Here is a 15,220-nt window from a genome sequence, read left to right as displayed (position 1 = left end):
GCCAGGGCATCCAACGGCGACGTGGTCAGGTCTGTGGCGTGGCGTCCCGCGCCACCCGCACCTGATTGCGCCCGCCCTGCTTGGCCTCGTACATGGCGCGATCGGCGGCTTCCAGCAGCGCGCCGGCGTCGGTCCAGTCGAGGGTGCTGGCCACGCCGGCGCTGAAGGTGACATGGAACACCGCCTCTCCTGCCACGCACTCGAGTTGAGCAAAACTCTCACGGATGCGCTCGATCGCCTCGCGGGCGTTGTCCAGCGAGCACGCCGGCAGCACCGCCACGAACTCCTCCCCCCCATAGCGGCCGATATGATCGACCCGGCGTAGGCGCTGACGCAGCAGATTGGCGAGCAGGCGGATCACGTAGTCGCCGGTGCCGTGGCCGTAGGTGTCGTTGATCGACTTGAAGCAGTCGATATCGATCATCACCACACACGCCTCGGCGCCGCTGCGCTGGGTGCGTGACTGCTCGATCTCGATCAGCTCCTTGATCGCCGGGTGCTTGATCAGCCCGGTCAGGCCGTCGCGGGCCAACGCCTGGCTCAACTGGCGCGAGCGCTGGGCGCGCGCGGTCACCGCCGCGGTCAGCGCCACATCGGAGATCGGCTTGACCAGGAAGTCGTCACCGGCCTGGGCCAGCGCCTGGGCCTGGCGCTGGGCGTCAGACTCGGCCGAGAGATAGATCAGCGGAATGCGCAGCCAGTCATCGTCGAAGCGGATCAAGCGTGCCAGCTCCGGGCCCGAGCAGCCCGGCATGTTGATATCGATCAGCACCAGATCGGGGACGAATTCACGCAGGCCGCGCAGCACGTCGCTGGGGTGCTCGATCACCCGCGACTCGATACCGGCAGCCGCCTTCAGCGTCAGGCGGAAGTGCTCGGCCAGCTCGGTGTCGTCATCGACGATCAGCACCCGATAGGGATCCTGCTGCGGCTGGCTGACCAGATGGCGCAGACGCCGCTCCAGCGCCGGCACATCCACCGGGTGGGTGAAGAAACCGTCAGCGCCGTCGCGCACCGCTTGCAGCCGGGCGTCGAAGCTGCCATCGGCGCTGAGCAGGATACGCCGGGCGCCGGGCACCACAGCAGTGCATGCCTGCCAGCTCGCCGCGCTCAACGAGGCGGTATCGATCACCGCCACGTCGGGCTGCCATTCGCGCCATTCGTCGGGCGTCGCCGAGCGCCGGCAGGCGTAGCCGAAGCCACTCAGCGCCTGTTCCAGCGCTCCGCAGGCATCGGCACCCATTACCCCCACCCGTATCGGACGCTCCTCGCCGCCCGGGGGATAGCCGGCGTTCGGTTCGGCCAGCGTAGGTGCCTGGGTATCGAGCCGACGATAGCTGTCGCAGAGGCGGTCGCCGAGCGCGCTGAGCATGGGTGCCGTCGGCGCCACCGCCGTCTCCAGCACGGTCTGCACCCACAGCTCCATCTCGCGCGCTTCCTGACCCAGCGCCGGATAGCCGAAGGTGCCGGCAGAGCCGGCAATCCGATGCAGCCCCTGGCGCAGTGTCTCCAGCGCCGCGGGCTCGACGCTGCGCTGGCGCGCCGCAAGCTCTCGCGCCTGGGCTATCAGCGTCTGCAGGTCGTTGCCGAGGCGCTCGGCGTACTGCACGCGCAGTGCCGCCAGCCGCGTCCGGACATCCTCATCGCTCATCCTTGCGCTCCCAGATCTCGCGTAGCTGGCTGGCCAGCGTCATCGGATCGAACGGTTTGATCACCACGTCCAGCCCACCGATGCTGCGGTAGTGCTCGATCTCGTTGGGCTGTACCTTGGCGGTCATGAAGATTACCGGGATCTCCCGCGTGGCTTCCTGCTCGCGCAGTCGCGCCAGGGTGGTGGGGCCATCGATACCGGGCATCATCACGTCCAGCAGGATCAGATCCGGCTGCCACTCGGCGGCCTTTTCCAGCGCCGACTGGCCATCGTCGCAGCTGGCGACCTGCATGCCGCCGACCACCTCCAGCGCGATCCGCGCCACCTCCTGGATCGACGGATCGTCCTCGACGTGCAGAACCCGGTGTAACGCTTGCATGTCAGCTATCTCCTTGCGTGTCTTTGTCATCATCGCGGCGGCGACCCTGCAGCTGACGGTCGAAGGCCTCACGCAGCTCCTCGGCGGAGAGCCCGGGACGCGCGATGGCGGTATCGATCCGGCCGAGCAGCGTCGGCGCCAAGGCATGCTCGGAGAGAATGATCACCGCCGGATGATGCGGCAGCTGGCTGAGCAGCGGAATGATCTCCCAGCCAGGCCCATGATCCCCTGTCAGGTCGAGCGAGATCAGGCCGTAGTCGTTGCTGTCGAGCAGATAGCACGCCTCGGCCACCGAGCGCGCCACGTCCAGGGTCATGCTCGTTGCGATCTGGCCGGCGACCCGCCGAGTCAAGTCGGCATCGCTCTCCACGTGCATGATGCGCTCACGCTGCGGACGCCCGTTCAGCGAGCCCTTGAGCGCATGCGCCAGACGCCGCTCGTCGAACGGCTTGGCCAGCCAGTCGACGGCGTTGAGCTGCCCCCCGATCTCCAGCTGCCCCTCGCCGGCGATCGCCGACACCACCAGCACCGGCAGATCGCGCGTCTCGGGCTGCTCGCGCAGCTGACGCAGCAGGGTCAGGCCGCTGCCGTCGGGCAACATCAGATCGAGGGTGATGGCATCGAAACTGCGCCGCTCGATCCAGCCTAGCGCTTCTTCCAGGGTATGCGCGACCTCGGCCTGATAGCCCCAGCGTCGAATAAGGATCGCCAGCAGCAGGGCGGTGTCCGGATCGTCCTCGACGATCAGCAGGCGTGTCCCCGCACCGCCCCCGGCCTCCTCCGCCTGCCCCGCCAGGCGCTCGGCCAGCGCCGCACGCTCGGCGGCGTCCGGGCGCACCAGGCGCGGCAGCTCGAAGAAGAAGCAGGCCCCCTGCCCCTCTTCGGAGAAGAAGCTGATCGAGCCGCGCATGCGCTCGACCAGCTCGCGCGTGATCGCCAGCCCCAGCCCGGTGCCACCCTGCTTGCGCGTGCTCGAAGCATCGGCCTGGGAGAACTTCTGGAAAATACGCTCGTGGAACGCCTCGGGGATGCCCGGGCCGTGGTCGATCACACTAACCCGCACCCGCTCACCGATCGCCTCCACGCGCACCTCGACCTGCATGTCGGGAGGCGAGAACTTGGCGGCGTTGGAGAGCAGATTGCTCAGCACCTGCTGCAGCCGCATGGCATCGATGTTGACCTCCGCCTCGTCCAGACGCTCGGTGATCACATAGTGCACCTTGAACTGATCGGCGTAGGCCTGATTGGCCTCGATCGCCTGGTCGATCAGTGGCATCAGCGGCTGTTCCTGCATCTGGAACGTCATCTTGCCGGCGACCAACTTCTCCATGTCGAGCAGGTCGTTGATCAGCATGATCAGGCGCTGGGCGTTGCTGTGCGCCACGCTCAGCATCGAGCGCATGCTCTCCGGCGGCGTACCCAGGGCCCCGCCCTGGATCAACCCCAGCGAGCCGGAGATCGAGGTCAGCGGGGTACGCAGCTCGTGGCTGACGGTGGAGATGAACTCGGTCTTCAGGCGCTCGCTGCGCTTGCGCTCGGTGACATCGTGCAGGAAGCCGTGCCAGGTGGTGCTGCCATCCGCCTCGCGCTCGGGGATCGACTGACCCGACAGCCAGAGGATCTCGCCATTGGCTTGCTGCACCCGATACTCGCAGTGCCATGGCGTCAGATTTTTCTCCGACTCGCTGATCGACGTCAGCAGCCGCTCCATGTCTTCCGGCACGATATGCTCGAAGACCTGCGTTGCATCGAGCTTGGCCTCCTCCGGCGTGACGCCGTAATAGGTACGTATCGCCTCGCTGGCATAAGGAAACGAGGGGTGTCCATCGAGATCCTGATGATACTGATAGATCAGCCCGGGGATCTGAGAGGCGATCTTGGCCAGACGCCCGGCGATCTCCTCGCGCGCCTCGACCTCCTGCCAGCGCATCAGGGTCGCTCCAATCCAACGGGCCAGCAGGCGCACGAACTCGCGATCGGCCTCGTCGAAAGGCCGCCCGCGGACCTGCTCGCTGCTGAAAGCAAGCGCGCCGAAGCGCTGACCGTGGACCCAGATCGGCGCGCCGATGTAGCTCTTCAGCCCGAACAGCAGGCGGCAGCGGTGGTCGTTCCAGCCCTCGGTGTCGGCGTCGGTGAACGCCACCACGTCGCTGCGTGCCACCACCGCGCTGCAGAAGGTATCGCTGGTCCTGAGCACCTGCCCGCGCACGAAGCGGTCATCCGGCGAATAGGCGGCCTGGATGATGTAGTCCTCACCGTTGATCCGGTTGGCGATCGCGTACGGCATGTCGAGAGCGCCGCCCCCGCTTCGAGCGCGCGCTCTACCAGCCTCGGGAACGACGTCTCCTGCAGCGCGGCGATGTCGTTGAGCGTCTGCAGTGCCTCCTTCTGCGCCTCGAGGCTCTGGTTGAGCCCGACCAGCGAATGCTTCTGCTGCTCCAGGCGCTGCTGGTGGGCGAGCATGGTCTCACGCGTGACCGACGTGTGCCCCACAGCAATAGAAGCAGACACGCCTCGGCGATCAGCCAGGCCAGCCCCCAGCGCAACCAGGTGGCCATGACCAGCTCGTCGCGCTGCTTAAGCTGCAGCGAAATGTCCTTCCAGATCGCCACCGCGGTCACGGCCGCTGCATGGCGTCACCAACTTGGCTCAACGGCACCAGGGTGAGCAGATAGCCGTGGCCGTCGTCACCCTTGACCACGCGCCAGGCGTTCTGCGTCGTGACGCGAGGCGCCTGCTGCTGGTCCAGCCACTGCTCCATCGGCCCAGCGGAACTCTCGCTCACGCGCCAGCGTGGCGCGGTATCGTCGCCGCCGGCGCGGAGCAGAATGGCGACCCCGCTCTCCAACTGGTGCGACAAGGCTTCGACGTTGGGCACGACGCCGAACTCCACTTCGAGCAACCCGACCAACGGCCCATCACGCCCTTCGTCAGGGTGCAGCACGGGGGCACGCCGCCGGTGGTGGCGCGCTGGCCATCGAACTCGATGCCGAAGACCACCGTGCGCAGATGCTGCGCCCGGCGCAGCAGGTAGTCGCTGTCGCCCGAATGCTGCTCGTGCGTGTCGGGGGGATCCATGCCCACCAGCGGGTCGATGTCGTTGGCATCGGGGAGGAACAGATTGAGCTCCAGCGCCCCGCTCTCGCGCAGCGCCTCCCAGTAGGGCTGGAGGTTGGCCCGCAGGCGTTCACGCAACATCGCGTTGCGCGCCGGCGAAGCCGGCAGCTCGCGCGCTGCCTGCAAGAGCAGGTTACGAATCACCGGATCGGCGGCCAGATTGGCAAGCACCTGCACGCGACGTTCGAGCCCGGCGCGGGCGGCACTCACGGTAATGCCCTGCTCCTTGGATTGGAACGCCAGATCGCGCCGAAACGCCTCACGGTCGTTGTGCAGCGCCTGGACCAGCATCCAGCCGAAGAACAGCGCCAGCAGTAGGCTACCCAGAAAGATGAGCAGCAGGGGTAGACGTAGGACTTTCACGCGAATCCTCTCGGGCAGCAAAGGTATGAGCACGCACCTCACACCTTTGACTAGAGGAGCGCTCCCCGAGAAGAATATCGTATTCTATTGATATTGCATGGGACGAATAGCCTGCGTTCCGACCCACTGACAGGCGAATTGCCACGCCGCACGGCCGCTGCGCACCCCGCGCAAAGTGGCATAGCGCTGCGCCTCGGCGCGCGCCGCCTCGCCCCAGCTCTCGGCACCGCCGAGATGCTCGACCCAGTGGCGGCACGCTTCGAGATAGGCCTGCTGATCGAAGGGATGGAACGCCAGCCATAGCCCGAAGCGGTCGGAGAGCGAGATCTTCTCTTCCACCGCATCGCCATGATGCAGCTCGCCGTCGACCAGTTGGGTCTGCTGATTGTCGGCCATCGACTCCGGCAGCAGATGACGACGGTTGGACGTGGCGTAAAGCAGCACGTTCTCCGGCGGCCCGGTCAAGGTGCCATCGAGCACGCTCTTGAGCGCCTTGTAGGCGTCGTCGTTGCCCTCGAAGGAGAGATCGTCGCAGTAGACCACGAAGCGGTGCTGGTGATCGCGCAGACACTGGACCAGCACCGGCAGCGCCACCAGATCGTGGCGGTCGACCTGAATCAGGCGCAGCCCTTCACCGGCCAGGCTGTTGAGCAGCGCGCGCACCATCGACGACTTGCCGCTGCCGCGTGCGCCCCACAGCAGCGCGTGGTTGGCCGGGCGCCCCTGCAGGAAGGCGCGGGTATTGTCGACCAGCGCGCGCTTCTGGCGCGCCACGCCGATCAGATCGTCGAGCCCCACCGCATCCCGCGGCGCCACCGGTACCAGTTGACCGCCCAACGGATGCGACTGCCACAGCGCCGCCACGTCGCGGGTCCAATCCAGCCGGGGGCTGCTCGGGTAGCCACGCCTCGACACGTTCCAGCAGTCGGCTCAGTCGTTGGGCCAGCTCTCCATCCATCTCTCGGGTCTCCTCGGATCGATATTGCACGTCCGGCGCTGGCGGGGGATTGCCAATCGCCACGATGAGCGTATCTTGTGCCGCGCGCGCCGCCGGGTCCAGTCGGGCCCGGCCACGCGCGCGCCCTCCCATGCCCCCTTCGAGGAGAGACGATGACGTCTCGTGCCCGCCTTGCCTGCGTTCTGCTGCTGGTCTCCCTGCTCGGCGGCTGCCTCGCCCTGCCCCAGATCGGTGTCCTGCTCGGACGTATCGCGCTCTCCTCGCTCGGCGTCGATAACGTGCGTATCGGCAACTACCACTTCGCCCCCGGCCTCGCAGGCATCGACGAGCTGACCCTGCTGAGCTCGGGGCTGGCCCTGGCCGGGCTGCCGGTCAACGTCGATCTGCCGCTGGCGCTCTCGCTGCCCGCCAACGCCCCCTCGCTCGAACTCCAGGGCTTTGCCTGGGAACTCCAGGTGCCCGGGGCCGAGCCGGTCGCCGGTGAATTCGATCAGCCGGTGCCGCTGCACGCGGGCGAGACCACCACAGTGACGCTACCGGCGGCGCTCGAACCGCGCGGCATCGACGCCCTGCCCAGCCGCGCGCAGAAGGTCGCCGCGCTGCTCGATCTGGCGCGCCGCCTCAGCGCCAGCGGCGAGCTTCCGCCGGGCAGCCATCTCAGCCTGACCCCGGCACTGCCGCCGGCGCTGGCACGGGTGGTCTCGGCCCCGACCCTGGAATTCGATGTCAGCGAAGCCTCCCGCGCTGACGCGACACCCCCGGCCGAGTGACGCCAGCGGCCCCCCGCTGCGCATCGGTTGACCGCCCGGGCAGGCCGGGTATCTTGGACGGGCTGACGCGCCGCGACGGGCCGGATCGGGCACCGCCCCCGCCCGCCTTCGACGTCAGCCAAGACAGCAACGATAACGCCAGACTCGTATTCGGAGACCCGCATGTCACTCACCCTCTCGCGCCGCGCCCTGGGCGTTCTCGGCGTCGCCGCGCTGCTCAGCGCCTGCAGCACCTCGCCTCTGGGGCGCAACCAGCTCGCCTTCTACTCCGACGACGAGCTGTCCCAGATGGGCAAGCAGAGTTTCAGCCAGTACGAGCAGCAGTTGCCCACGGTGGGCGGCGCCCAGGCGCGCTACGTGCAGTGCGTGGCCGACCATCACCGCCCAGGTGCCGGCCAGCGCCGGTATCGGCAAGTGGCAGGTGAAGCTGTTCAAGGATGACACCGCCAACGCCTTCGCCCTGCCCGGCGGCTATATCGTGTCAACACCGGGCTGCTCAAGGTCGCCACCAACCAGGACCAGCTCGCCGCGGTGATCGGCCACGAGGTCGGCCACGTGCTGGCGCACCACGCCAACGAGCGGGTCTCTACCCAGGCCGCCACCCAGACCGGGCTGTCGGTGCTGCAGAGCGCCGCCGGGCTGCAGGGCGCGGGCGGCGAGCAGGTGATGGGGTTACTGGGCGCCGGGCGCAGTACGGCGTGATCCTGCCATTCTCGCGCAAGCAGGAGTCGGAGGCCGACCTGGTGGGTCTGGATCTGATGGCAGATGCCGGATTCGATCCTCGCGCCAGCCTCGCGCTGTGGCAGAACATGGCCGCCAACAGCCAGGGCGAGCCGCCGGCGTGGATGTCGACCCACCCCAGTAACGACCAGCGCATGAGCGGGCTGAAAAACCGCCTCGACGAAGCGGTGCCGCGCTACGAGCAGGCCAAGGCGGCCGGGCGACGGCCCAACTGCAAGGCGTAAGCTAAGGATATCCTGGCCCGCAACGACGACGGCCGCCGCCGGAAACCTCCGGCGGCGGCCGTCTGCTATCTGCCACCTGCTAGCCAACGACGCGCTACGGACGTGCGATCTCGAACGACTGACTGGACGCAGGGCACCCAGCGCGTGCGGCGCCTCTATCGGCAGACGTGCGCGGCCTCACAGCTCGGCGCGCAGCGTCTCAAGTAGCGCTGCGGTCTCCGGGCGCACCTGACGCCACAGCCAGAACGACTCCGCGGCCTGCTCGATCAGCATGCCCAGGCCGTCCACCGTGCGTGCACCATGCGCTGCGGCCCAGCGCAGGAAGACCGTGGGCTCGGCGCCGTACATCATGTCGTAGGCCAGCGCCTCGGGGGCGAAGAGCGTCTCCGGCAGCGGCGGCAGTTCACCGGCGAGGCTCGCGCTGGTGGCGTTGATCACCAGATCGAAGCCCCCTGCCAGCGCCTCGAAGCCGCAGCCCGCGACCCGTCCGCTATCGGCGAACAGCGCCGCCAGCGCCTGCGCCTTGGCCGGCGTGCGGTTGGCCACGCGCAGGCTCTCCACGCCGGCCTCGAGCAGCGGCTGAATCACCCCGCGCGAGGCGCCACCTGCCCCCAGCAGCAGCACCCGCGCGCCCGCCAACGGCGCGGCATGGGCCTGCAGGTCGCGCACCAGGCCCACGCCATCGGTGGTATCACCGTGGACCCGGCCGTCGGCATCCAGCCACAGGGTGTTCACCGCGCCGGCGAGGTGGGCACGTGGCGTGTGCACCTCGGCCAGGGCGAAGGCATCCTGCTTGAACGGTACGGTGACGTTGGCCCCACGGCCGCCGGCAGCGACGAACGCGCGCCAGGCGCCGGCAAAATCCTCGCTGGGTGCTTCGATCGCCTCGTAGACCATCGCTTCGCCGGTCTGCGCGGCAAAGGCGGCATGGATGCGCGGCGACTTCGAGTGGCCGATGGGGTTGCCGAAGACAGCGTATCGATCGCTCATGCGGGTTGCGGCTCCTGGGCGGCATTCAGCCAGTCATGCGGTTTGAGATAAGCGAGCAGGCGCGCCTCCGGGCTGCCCGGCTCCGGGGTCCACTGATACTGCCAGCGCGCGAGCGGCGGCATCGACATCAGGATCGATTCGGTACGCCCACCGCTCTGCAGCCCGAACAGGGTACCCCGGTCCCAGACCAGATTGAACTCGACGTAGCGCCCGCGGCGGAACGCCTGATAGTCGCGTTCACGCTCGCCGAAGGGGGTCTCGCGGCGGCGCTCGGCGATCGGCAGATAGGCATCGAGAAAGCTGTCGCCGACCGAGCGCTGAAAGGCGAAGCACTGCTCGAACGGCCACTCGTTGAGATCGTCGAAGAAGAGCCCGCCGACGCCGCGGGTCTCGTTGCGGTGCTTGAGGAAGAAGTAGTCGTCGCACCACGCCTTGAAGCGCGGGTAGACCGACTCGCCGAACGGCTCGCAGGCGCGCTGCGCTACCTGGTGCCAGTGCTGGGCGTCTTCGAGGTAGGGGTAATAGGGCGTCAGGTCGAAGCCGCCGCCGAACCACCACACCGGCGCCTCGCCGGGCTTGTCGGCGATGAAGAAGCGCACGTTGCCGTGGGCGGTGGGGATGTGCGGGTTGCGCGGGTGCAGCACCCAGGAGACCCCCACCGCGTGGAAGCTGCGCCCGGCCAGCTCGGGGCGGGCGGCGGTGGCCGAGGCGGGTAGCTCGGCGCCGTACACATGAGAGAAGTTGACACCCCCCTTCTCGAACAGCGCGCCCTCCTCGATCACCCGGCTGCGCCCACCACCGCCCGCCTCGGCGCGCTCCCAGGAGTCCTCGGCAAAAACCTTGCCGCCATCCAGCGCCGCGAGCGAGTCGCACAGGGAATCCTGCAGCGAGAGCAGGTAGGTCTTGACGCTGTCGAGGTGCGAATGTGCCATGGTCGATATCCTTCTACGAGGTACGGAAAATGGGCCGCCGGCTGCCAAGAGGTGGATGATGGCTATCGTGCGGGCAGGGCGCGGCGCGTGACAGCCGCCCGGTTCAGGGGCGCAGCACGCGGTCGCTGAGCAGGTCGCGAATCGTGCTGGGGCGATCGCGCCCCCCCAGCGGGCCGTCGACGATCGCCGCCACGGCGTCGCCGAAGGTCTCGCGTACCGCCTGTGCGCTCATCGCCGGCGCTTCGCCGGCACGATTGGCTGAGGTAGAGACCAGCGGCCCGCCCCAGGCGGCACACAGTTGCTGTACCAGCGGATGATCACTGACCCGCACCGCCAGGGTGGTGTGGTCGCCGCGCAAAAGCGCCTGGGCGCGGCCGTTGTCGGGTATCAGCCAGGTATTGGGGCCAGGCCAGCTCGCCGCCAGACGCCCACGCTGCTCGGCATCCAGACCGGCGAGCCACGGCTCGAGCTGATCCAGGCTGCCGGCGATCAAAATCAGCCCCTTGTCGCTGGCGCGCCCCTTGAGCGCGATGACCCGCGCCAGCGCATCGGCGTCGTCCGGGTCACAGCCCAACCCCCAGACCCCCTCGGTGGGATAGGCGATCACGCCCCCCTGTTTCAACGCCGCAATCGCGGCGGCCCACTCTGACATCTCCGCTTCCTCGAGTTGCCGTATTCAAGCTGCGGCGATGGTAACACGCCGCCTTACGCTCGCCTCCGCGCCCGAGCGTCGCACCCCGGCGACTCCATCACGCGCCACGGCACGCCGAGGTACAGACGCCGAGGACCAGGCCACGGCCCGCGAAGATGGCGCCAGCGGCGTGTGCCGGCCATAGTGAAACGGGCGGCAGCGTTGTGAAATGCGCTCGGCGTTCCCCCCAAATCTCACCTCGTTTCAGGAGTCCAAGATGACACGATCGCCTCTATCTCTCGCCCTGCTCGGCCTGGTCTGCGCCGGGGGCCTCAGTGCCTGCGCCCAGCAGACGAGCCAGCCGCCGGCACCCGCGCTCTCCGATCAGCTGGTGATGGCGACGCTGTGGATGCAGACCTCCGGCGAGTACGCCGCGCTGAGCCATCAGGCGTTCAATCTCGCGCGGCGCAATCTCGACCGCGCCCTCGCCGCCCCCGACGCGCAGCAGCGCCCACCGGCGATCGTGGTCGATGTCGACGAAACGGTATTAGACAACAGCCCGTACGAAGCCTGGCTGATCGCCAGCGGCGAGAACTATCAGAGCGCTACCTGGCACCAGTGGGTGGACAAGGCCAGCGCGCGGGCGATGCCCGGGGCCAAGGCGTTTCTCGACTACGCCGCCTCGCGCGGGGTGGAAGTGTTCTATATCACCAATCGGCGCGCCGACGAGACCCAGGCCACGCTGCGCAACCTGCGCCAGGTCGGCTTCCCCGACGCCGACGAAGCGCACTTCCTGCCGCGCACCGAGAGCGGCGACAAGACCGCGCGCCGCCAGCGCGTGGCGCAGTCGCACTGGGTGATCCTGCTGATGGGAGACAATCTGGGCGACTTCTCGGCCGGCTTCGACCGTGCCACCGCCGAGGCCCGGCGCGCAGCCGTCGAGTCCCAGCCCGACGCCTTCGGCAGCCGCTACATCGTGCTGCCCAACCCCGCTTACGGTGCTTGGGAAGGCGCGCTCTATCACAACGACTGGAGCCTGGACGACGCGCAGAAAGCCCGCGCCCGGCGCAATCATCTGCAGCAGTGGGGTGGCCCCGAGACGCCCTGAGCCAAAAGTCCATGTCCAAACCCGCTGACGATGGGCGCCGGGGGCAGGGCAAAGCGAGGGTCCTTTGCCAGGGATGGCAAAGGTAGCGCCCAGGGAGGGGTTCACAGCGCCCTCGCGACGCCCTGCCGACGGACAAGCCCATGTCGTCCAGCGGCTGTGAAAGGCACTCTAAAGCGCATAGTTCCACGTAAAGACCGCCGGGCGGTGACCCGTCCGGCGGTCTGGTGTCGGCCCGGTGTCAACCGCGGCGGCGTACCCAGCCGCCCGCGGTCTGCGCCGCTTGCCCTTCCAGCTCGAGTTCCAGCAGCGCCAGCTGCAGCGTGGCGACCGACTCGCCGCACGCTGCCACCAGCACGTCGATCGGCGTCGGGGTATCGCTCAGCTGCGCCAATACCCCGGCGTGCGGCCCGACCGACGCCTCCGGGCTCGTGACCGGTGGCGTGGCGGCCTCGGATGGCGCCGTGTCCAGGTGCTCGCCAGCCGTTGCCGGTGTCCAGTGCCCCAGTTCGGCCAGTATGTCGTCGACGTTACGCACCAGCGCCGCCTCGCCGCGCTGGATCAGCCGCAGGCAGCCGCCGGCCTGGGGGTTGTGGATCGAGCCCGGCAGGGCGAACACCTCGCGCCCCTGTTCGAGGCCCAGGCGCGCACTGACCAGTGAACCGCTCTTCTCCGCTGCTTCCACCACCAGCACACCCTGAGACAACCCGGTGATCAGCCGATTGCGCCGCGGAAAGAAACGCGGATGCGCGGCGGTATCGGCCGGGTGCTCGGAGAGCAGCAGCCCGCGACCCGCCAGCAGATCGCGATAGAGCCCGGCGTGGCGCGGCGGATAAATCACATCGACGCCGCAGCCGAGCACGCCGACGGTGGCGCCGCCAGCCTGCAGCGCGGTGTGCTGGGCGATGCCATCGATACCCAACGCCATGCCGCTGACCACACCGAAGCCGCGCGCGATCAGCTCACGCGTGAAGGCCGCGGCGTTGTCGCGCCCCTCTCGGGTCGGCTTGCGGGTGCCGACGATGGCGATCGCCGGCGGCGTCAATGCGCTCAGATCGCCCTTGGCCCACAGCACCAGCGGCGGGTCGGGAAGCTGATCGAGCAGCGTGGGCCAGGAAGAATGAGCCGGATGCAGCAAATGGTGGCGCGGGCTCTGGGCCTTCCATGCCAGCGCCGCCTCGACAGAATCCTCGAGCGGGCTATTCGCGGGGTGATCGAGCCACAGCCGCAGCGACTGGGCCAGCCGAGCCGGCAGCGCCGCCAGCCACCCCTGCGGCCAGGCTAACGACTCGGGCTCGCGCCAGCGCTGCAGCAGCGGGGCCAGCCGCGCGGGTCCGAGCCCGGGCAGTGCAGCCAGCGCCAGCCAGCCGCGCAGTGTCGGCCCCGCCGAACTCACGGCGCCTCCGCACGCGCCATGCCACCACCGAGCGCCTGGGGCGTGGTCAGCCGATCGCCCACCGCCAGCGCCTCGGAGGCCCGCATCACCAGCGCATAGGCGAGATGGTCGAAGACTCGGAACACCATCACCGCGCCCGCCTCGTGGGCCGGCAACCTGATCCAGCCATCGCCGTCGGCGGCGCGTACGCGCTCGCCCTGGCGCATCACCTGCAGCACGTGCCCCGGCTCCAGCCCATCGGCACGCCCGCGATCGATCGCCACCACATCGTCACGGCCAATGAAACGCACCCCACCGGGTACCGCAAGCAGGGTCGCGGTGATCGGTGAAGCCGGCGCCCGCGGCAAAAATTCGGTGGTGATGCCACCGTCGTCCAGCGTCAGCAGGGCATCCCCGGCGCGGATCTCGCGCCCGGCATCGAGCACTTCCAGCTCGCTCACGTCAGGCTGGCGCTGCACCACCCGCGCCTCGCCCAGGCGCTGCAGCTCACGCCCCAGAGGAGCATCGTCAGCAGGGTCACGGTAGTCGTCTCCTGCGCGGTAAATGCCCAGTCGCGTGCCCACCGGCGGTAGCCGACCCTGAGCGTAGAGCCGATCCCCGGCACCGCTGAGCAGGCGTCCGCCCTGCCCCGCCACCACCCGCGGCGCTGCGTCCAGCAGGGCAGGATCGACGATCCGATAGGCCTTCAGGAATACCCGCACCCGCTCCAGCGGCAAGCTGGGCAGCGCCTCACGCACCGGCGCCCGGCGCACCTGCGGTGAGAGTCTGACCGTCTCGCCACGACCGCGCTCGACGCGCAGAGCGGGTTCACCAGCGCCGGGGGCGAGCACCAGCACATCGCCGGGATAGAGCTGCTCGGGCCCGGCCACGCCGGGGTTGCGTCGCCACAACTCGCGCCAGGACCAGGGATCTTCGAGGAAGCGCGCCGCCACGCCCCACAAGGTGTCGCCCGGGCGCACCTGGTAGCGACTCGGGGCATCGGGCTTGAGGGTGTAGGCCAGCGCCGGCGTCATACCCGGCCCGCTCAGCGTGAACAGCAAAAGCGTACAGCCAATTGCCGATGACGCCAGACGGCGGACGAACCGAGTGGATGAGAGCCGGAGGCCGTTCGCCATCGCATTATTCCTGACGCTGGATATCGGTTGCGCGGCGGAGCCGCGCCTGTCAGGAATAGATCGGCTACTGCCGACGGGACTTGAATGCCCCCCGGCTTTGTACGAAAACTACCTGCGCTCGGCAATACGACGTTAAAAATCGTCTCAAATGCTCATTTACACCCCGTAAACTCCGCGTTTTCGTCGATTTTTGCCTTGTCTTGCCTTCGCTCGCTGACTTTTCGTACAAACCCTAAGAAGGATTGATCGCGTCGCGGGATTTTGAGAACGCACCAACGCGGCTCTACAATAGAGAATTACGTCAACACGCCGACGGGCACCCAGAACGCTATGGCCATCAGAACCATCCTCGAATATCCCGATCCCCGCCTGCGCACCAAGGCCGCCCCGGTGGCGCAGGTCGACGACGAGATCCGCGCCCTGGTCGACGACATGATCGAGACCATGTACGACGCCTCGGGCATCGGTCTGGCGGCGACCCAGATCGACGTACACCAGCGCGTCATCGTCATGGACGTCAGCGACGACCGCAGCTCGCCGCTGGTGCTGATCAACCCGAGCTACACGCCGCTGGATGACGAGCGCCAGCCGCTGCAGGAAGGCTGCCTGTCGATCCCCGACTACTACGCCGAAGTGCCGCGCGCCCTGCGCGTTCACCTGAAAGCGACCGACCGTGACGGCAACGCCTACGAGCTCGACGCCGACGGTCTGCTCGCTCACTGCATCCAGCACGAGTGCGATCACCTCGAGGGCGTGCTGTTCGTCGACTACCTGTCGCCGCTCAAGCGCGACCGCGTGCTCAAGAAGATGCAGAAGCGCCACAAGCAGGATCAGGACGCCTGATCCGG

The 15,220-nt window shown here is 68.3% G+C and carries 13 protein-coding genes and 2 pseudogenes; 4 read left to right on the top strand and 11 right to left on the bottom strand.

The features are described from left to right. Window positions 1-25: 25 nt before the first annotated feature. The 6 genes and pseudogenes from CN538_RS13155 to CN538_RS13135 form a co-directional block, all read right to left on the bottom strand. Entirely contained in the window at window positions 26-1,651 is a 1,626-nt protein-coding gene (locus tag CN538_RS13155; RefSeq protein WP_106419725.1) for a diguanylate cyclase, read from the bottom strand. Then, on the bottom strand, window positions 1,641-2,030 hold the full coding sequence (locus CN538_RS13150) for a response regulator (RefSeq protein ID WP_106419724.1): 390 nt from the start codon (window positions 2,028-2,030) through the stop codon (window positions 1,641-1,643). Before CN538_RS13150 ends, CN538_RS13155 begins: the two co-directional genes overlap by 11 nt. Window position 2,031: 1 nt before the next feature. Beyond that, the gene (locus CN538_RS13145; protein ID WP_106419723.1) at window positions 2,032-4,317 is read right to left on the bottom strand and encodes an ATP-binding protein; all 2,286 of its coding nucleotides are present in this window, start codon (window positions 4,315-4,317) and stop codon (window positions 2,032-2,034) included. Window positions 4,318-4,647: 330 nt separating this feature from the next. Continuing rightward, window positions 4,648-4,815: a hypothetical protein gene (locus tag CN538_RS20445; protein WP_164999602.1), complete on the bottom strand. Its 168-nt coding sequence runs from the start codon at window positions 4,813-4,815 to the stop codon at window positions 4,648-4,650. Continuing rightward, the gene (locus tag CN538_RS13140) at window positions 4,812-5,510 is read right to left on the bottom strand and encodes a hypothetical protein (protein ID WP_106419722.1); all 699 of its coding nucleotides are present in this window, start codon (window positions 5,508-5,510) and stop codon (window positions 4,812-4,814) included. Before CN538_RS13140 ends, CN538_RS20445 begins: the two co-directional genes overlap by 4 nt. 84 nt (window positions 5,511-5,594) lie before the next feature. Beyond that, window positions 5,595-6,468: pseudogene (locus tag CN538_RS13135) on the bottom strand (ATP-binding protein). 152 nt (window positions 6,469-6,620) lie between these two features. On the opposite strand from CN538_RS13135, the gene CN538_RS13130 reads away from it, so the two are divergent. Both CN538_RS13130 and CN538_RS24535 read left to right on the top strand, forming a co-directional pair. Beyond that, on the top strand, window positions 6,621-7,238 hold the full coding sequence (locus CN538_RS13130; protein ID WP_106419721.1) for a hypothetical protein: 618 nt from the start codon (window positions 6,621-6,623) through the stop codon (window positions 7,236-7,238). 162 nt (window positions 7,239-7,400) lie between these two features. Then, window positions 7,401-8,203, top strand: a pseudogene (locus CN538_RS24535) (M48 family metallopeptidase). Between the two features lie 177 nt (window positions 8,204-8,380). Here the strand turns inward: CN538_RS24535 and aroE are convergent. From aroE to tsaC, 3 genes are all read right to left on the bottom strand, one after another. Further along, window positions 8,381-9,193: a shikimate dehydrogenase gene (aroE, locus tag CN538_RS13120; RefSeq protein WP_106419720.1), complete on the bottom strand. Its 813-nt coding sequence runs from the start codon at window positions 9,191-9,193 to the stop codon at window positions 8,381-8,383. Then, window positions 9,190-10,125 (bottom strand): oxygen-dependent coproporphyrinogen oxidase, encoded by a 936-nt coding sequence (gene hemF, locus CN538_RS13115; RefSeq protein ID WP_106419719.1) that lies wholly within the window; start codon window positions 10,123-10,125, stop codon window positions 9,190-9,192. The genes aroE and hemF overlap by 4 nt, the downstream gene beginning before the upstream one ends. A 103-nt stretch (window positions 10,126-10,228) precedes the next feature. Then, complete coding sequence (gene tsaC / locus CN538_RS13110; protein ID WP_106419718.1) at window positions 10,229-10,777, bottom strand: L-threonylcarbamoyladenylate synthase type 1 TsaC; 549 nt, start codon at window positions 10,775-10,777, stop codon at window positions 10,229-10,231. Between the two features lie 256 nt (window positions 10,778-11,033). Here tsaC and CN538_RS13105 point away from each other — a divergent pair, with 256 nt between their 5' ends. After that, entirely contained in the window at window positions 11,034-11,864 is an 831-nt protein-coding gene (locus tag CN538_RS13105) for a 5'-nucleotidase, lipoprotein e(P4) family (protein WP_164999601.1), read from the top strand. 238 nt (window positions 11,865-12,102) lie between these two features. On the opposite strand, the gene dprA is transcribed toward CN538_RS13105, so the two are convergent. Next, window positions 12,103-13,257, bottom strand: a complete 1,155-nt coding sequence (gene dprA, locus CN538_RS13100) for a DNA-processing protein DprA (RefSeq protein WP_106419716.1) — start codon at window positions 13,255-13,257, stop codon at window positions 12,103-12,105. Continuing rightward, on the bottom strand, window positions 13,254-14,372 hold the full coding sequence (locus tag CN538_RS13095; RefSeq protein WP_106419715.1) for a LysM peptidoglycan-binding domain-containing protein: 1,119 nt from the start codon (window positions 14,370-14,372) through the stop codon (window positions 13,254-13,256). Before CN538_RS13095 ends, dprA begins: the two co-directional genes overlap by 4 nt. A 330-nt stretch (window positions 14,373-14,702) precedes the next feature. Here CN538_RS13095 and def point away from each other — a divergent pair, with 330 nt between their 5' ends. After that, window positions 14,703-15,215, top strand: coding sequence for a peptide deformylase (gene def / locus CN538_RS13090; RefSeq protein ID WP_106419714.1), 513 nt, complete (start codon window positions 14,703-14,705; stop codon window positions 15,213-15,215). Window positions 15,216-15,220: the final 5 nt, after the last annotated feature.

This window comes from Salinicola tamaricis (assembly GCF_003006155.1).
GTDB classification, from domain to species: Bacteria; Pseudomonadota; Gammaproteobacteria; order Pseudomonadales; family Halomonadaceae; genus Salinicola; species Salinicola tamaricis.
Note: the sequence above shows the minus strand (reverse complement) of the source record. Positions and strands in the feature narration are given on the sequence as shown.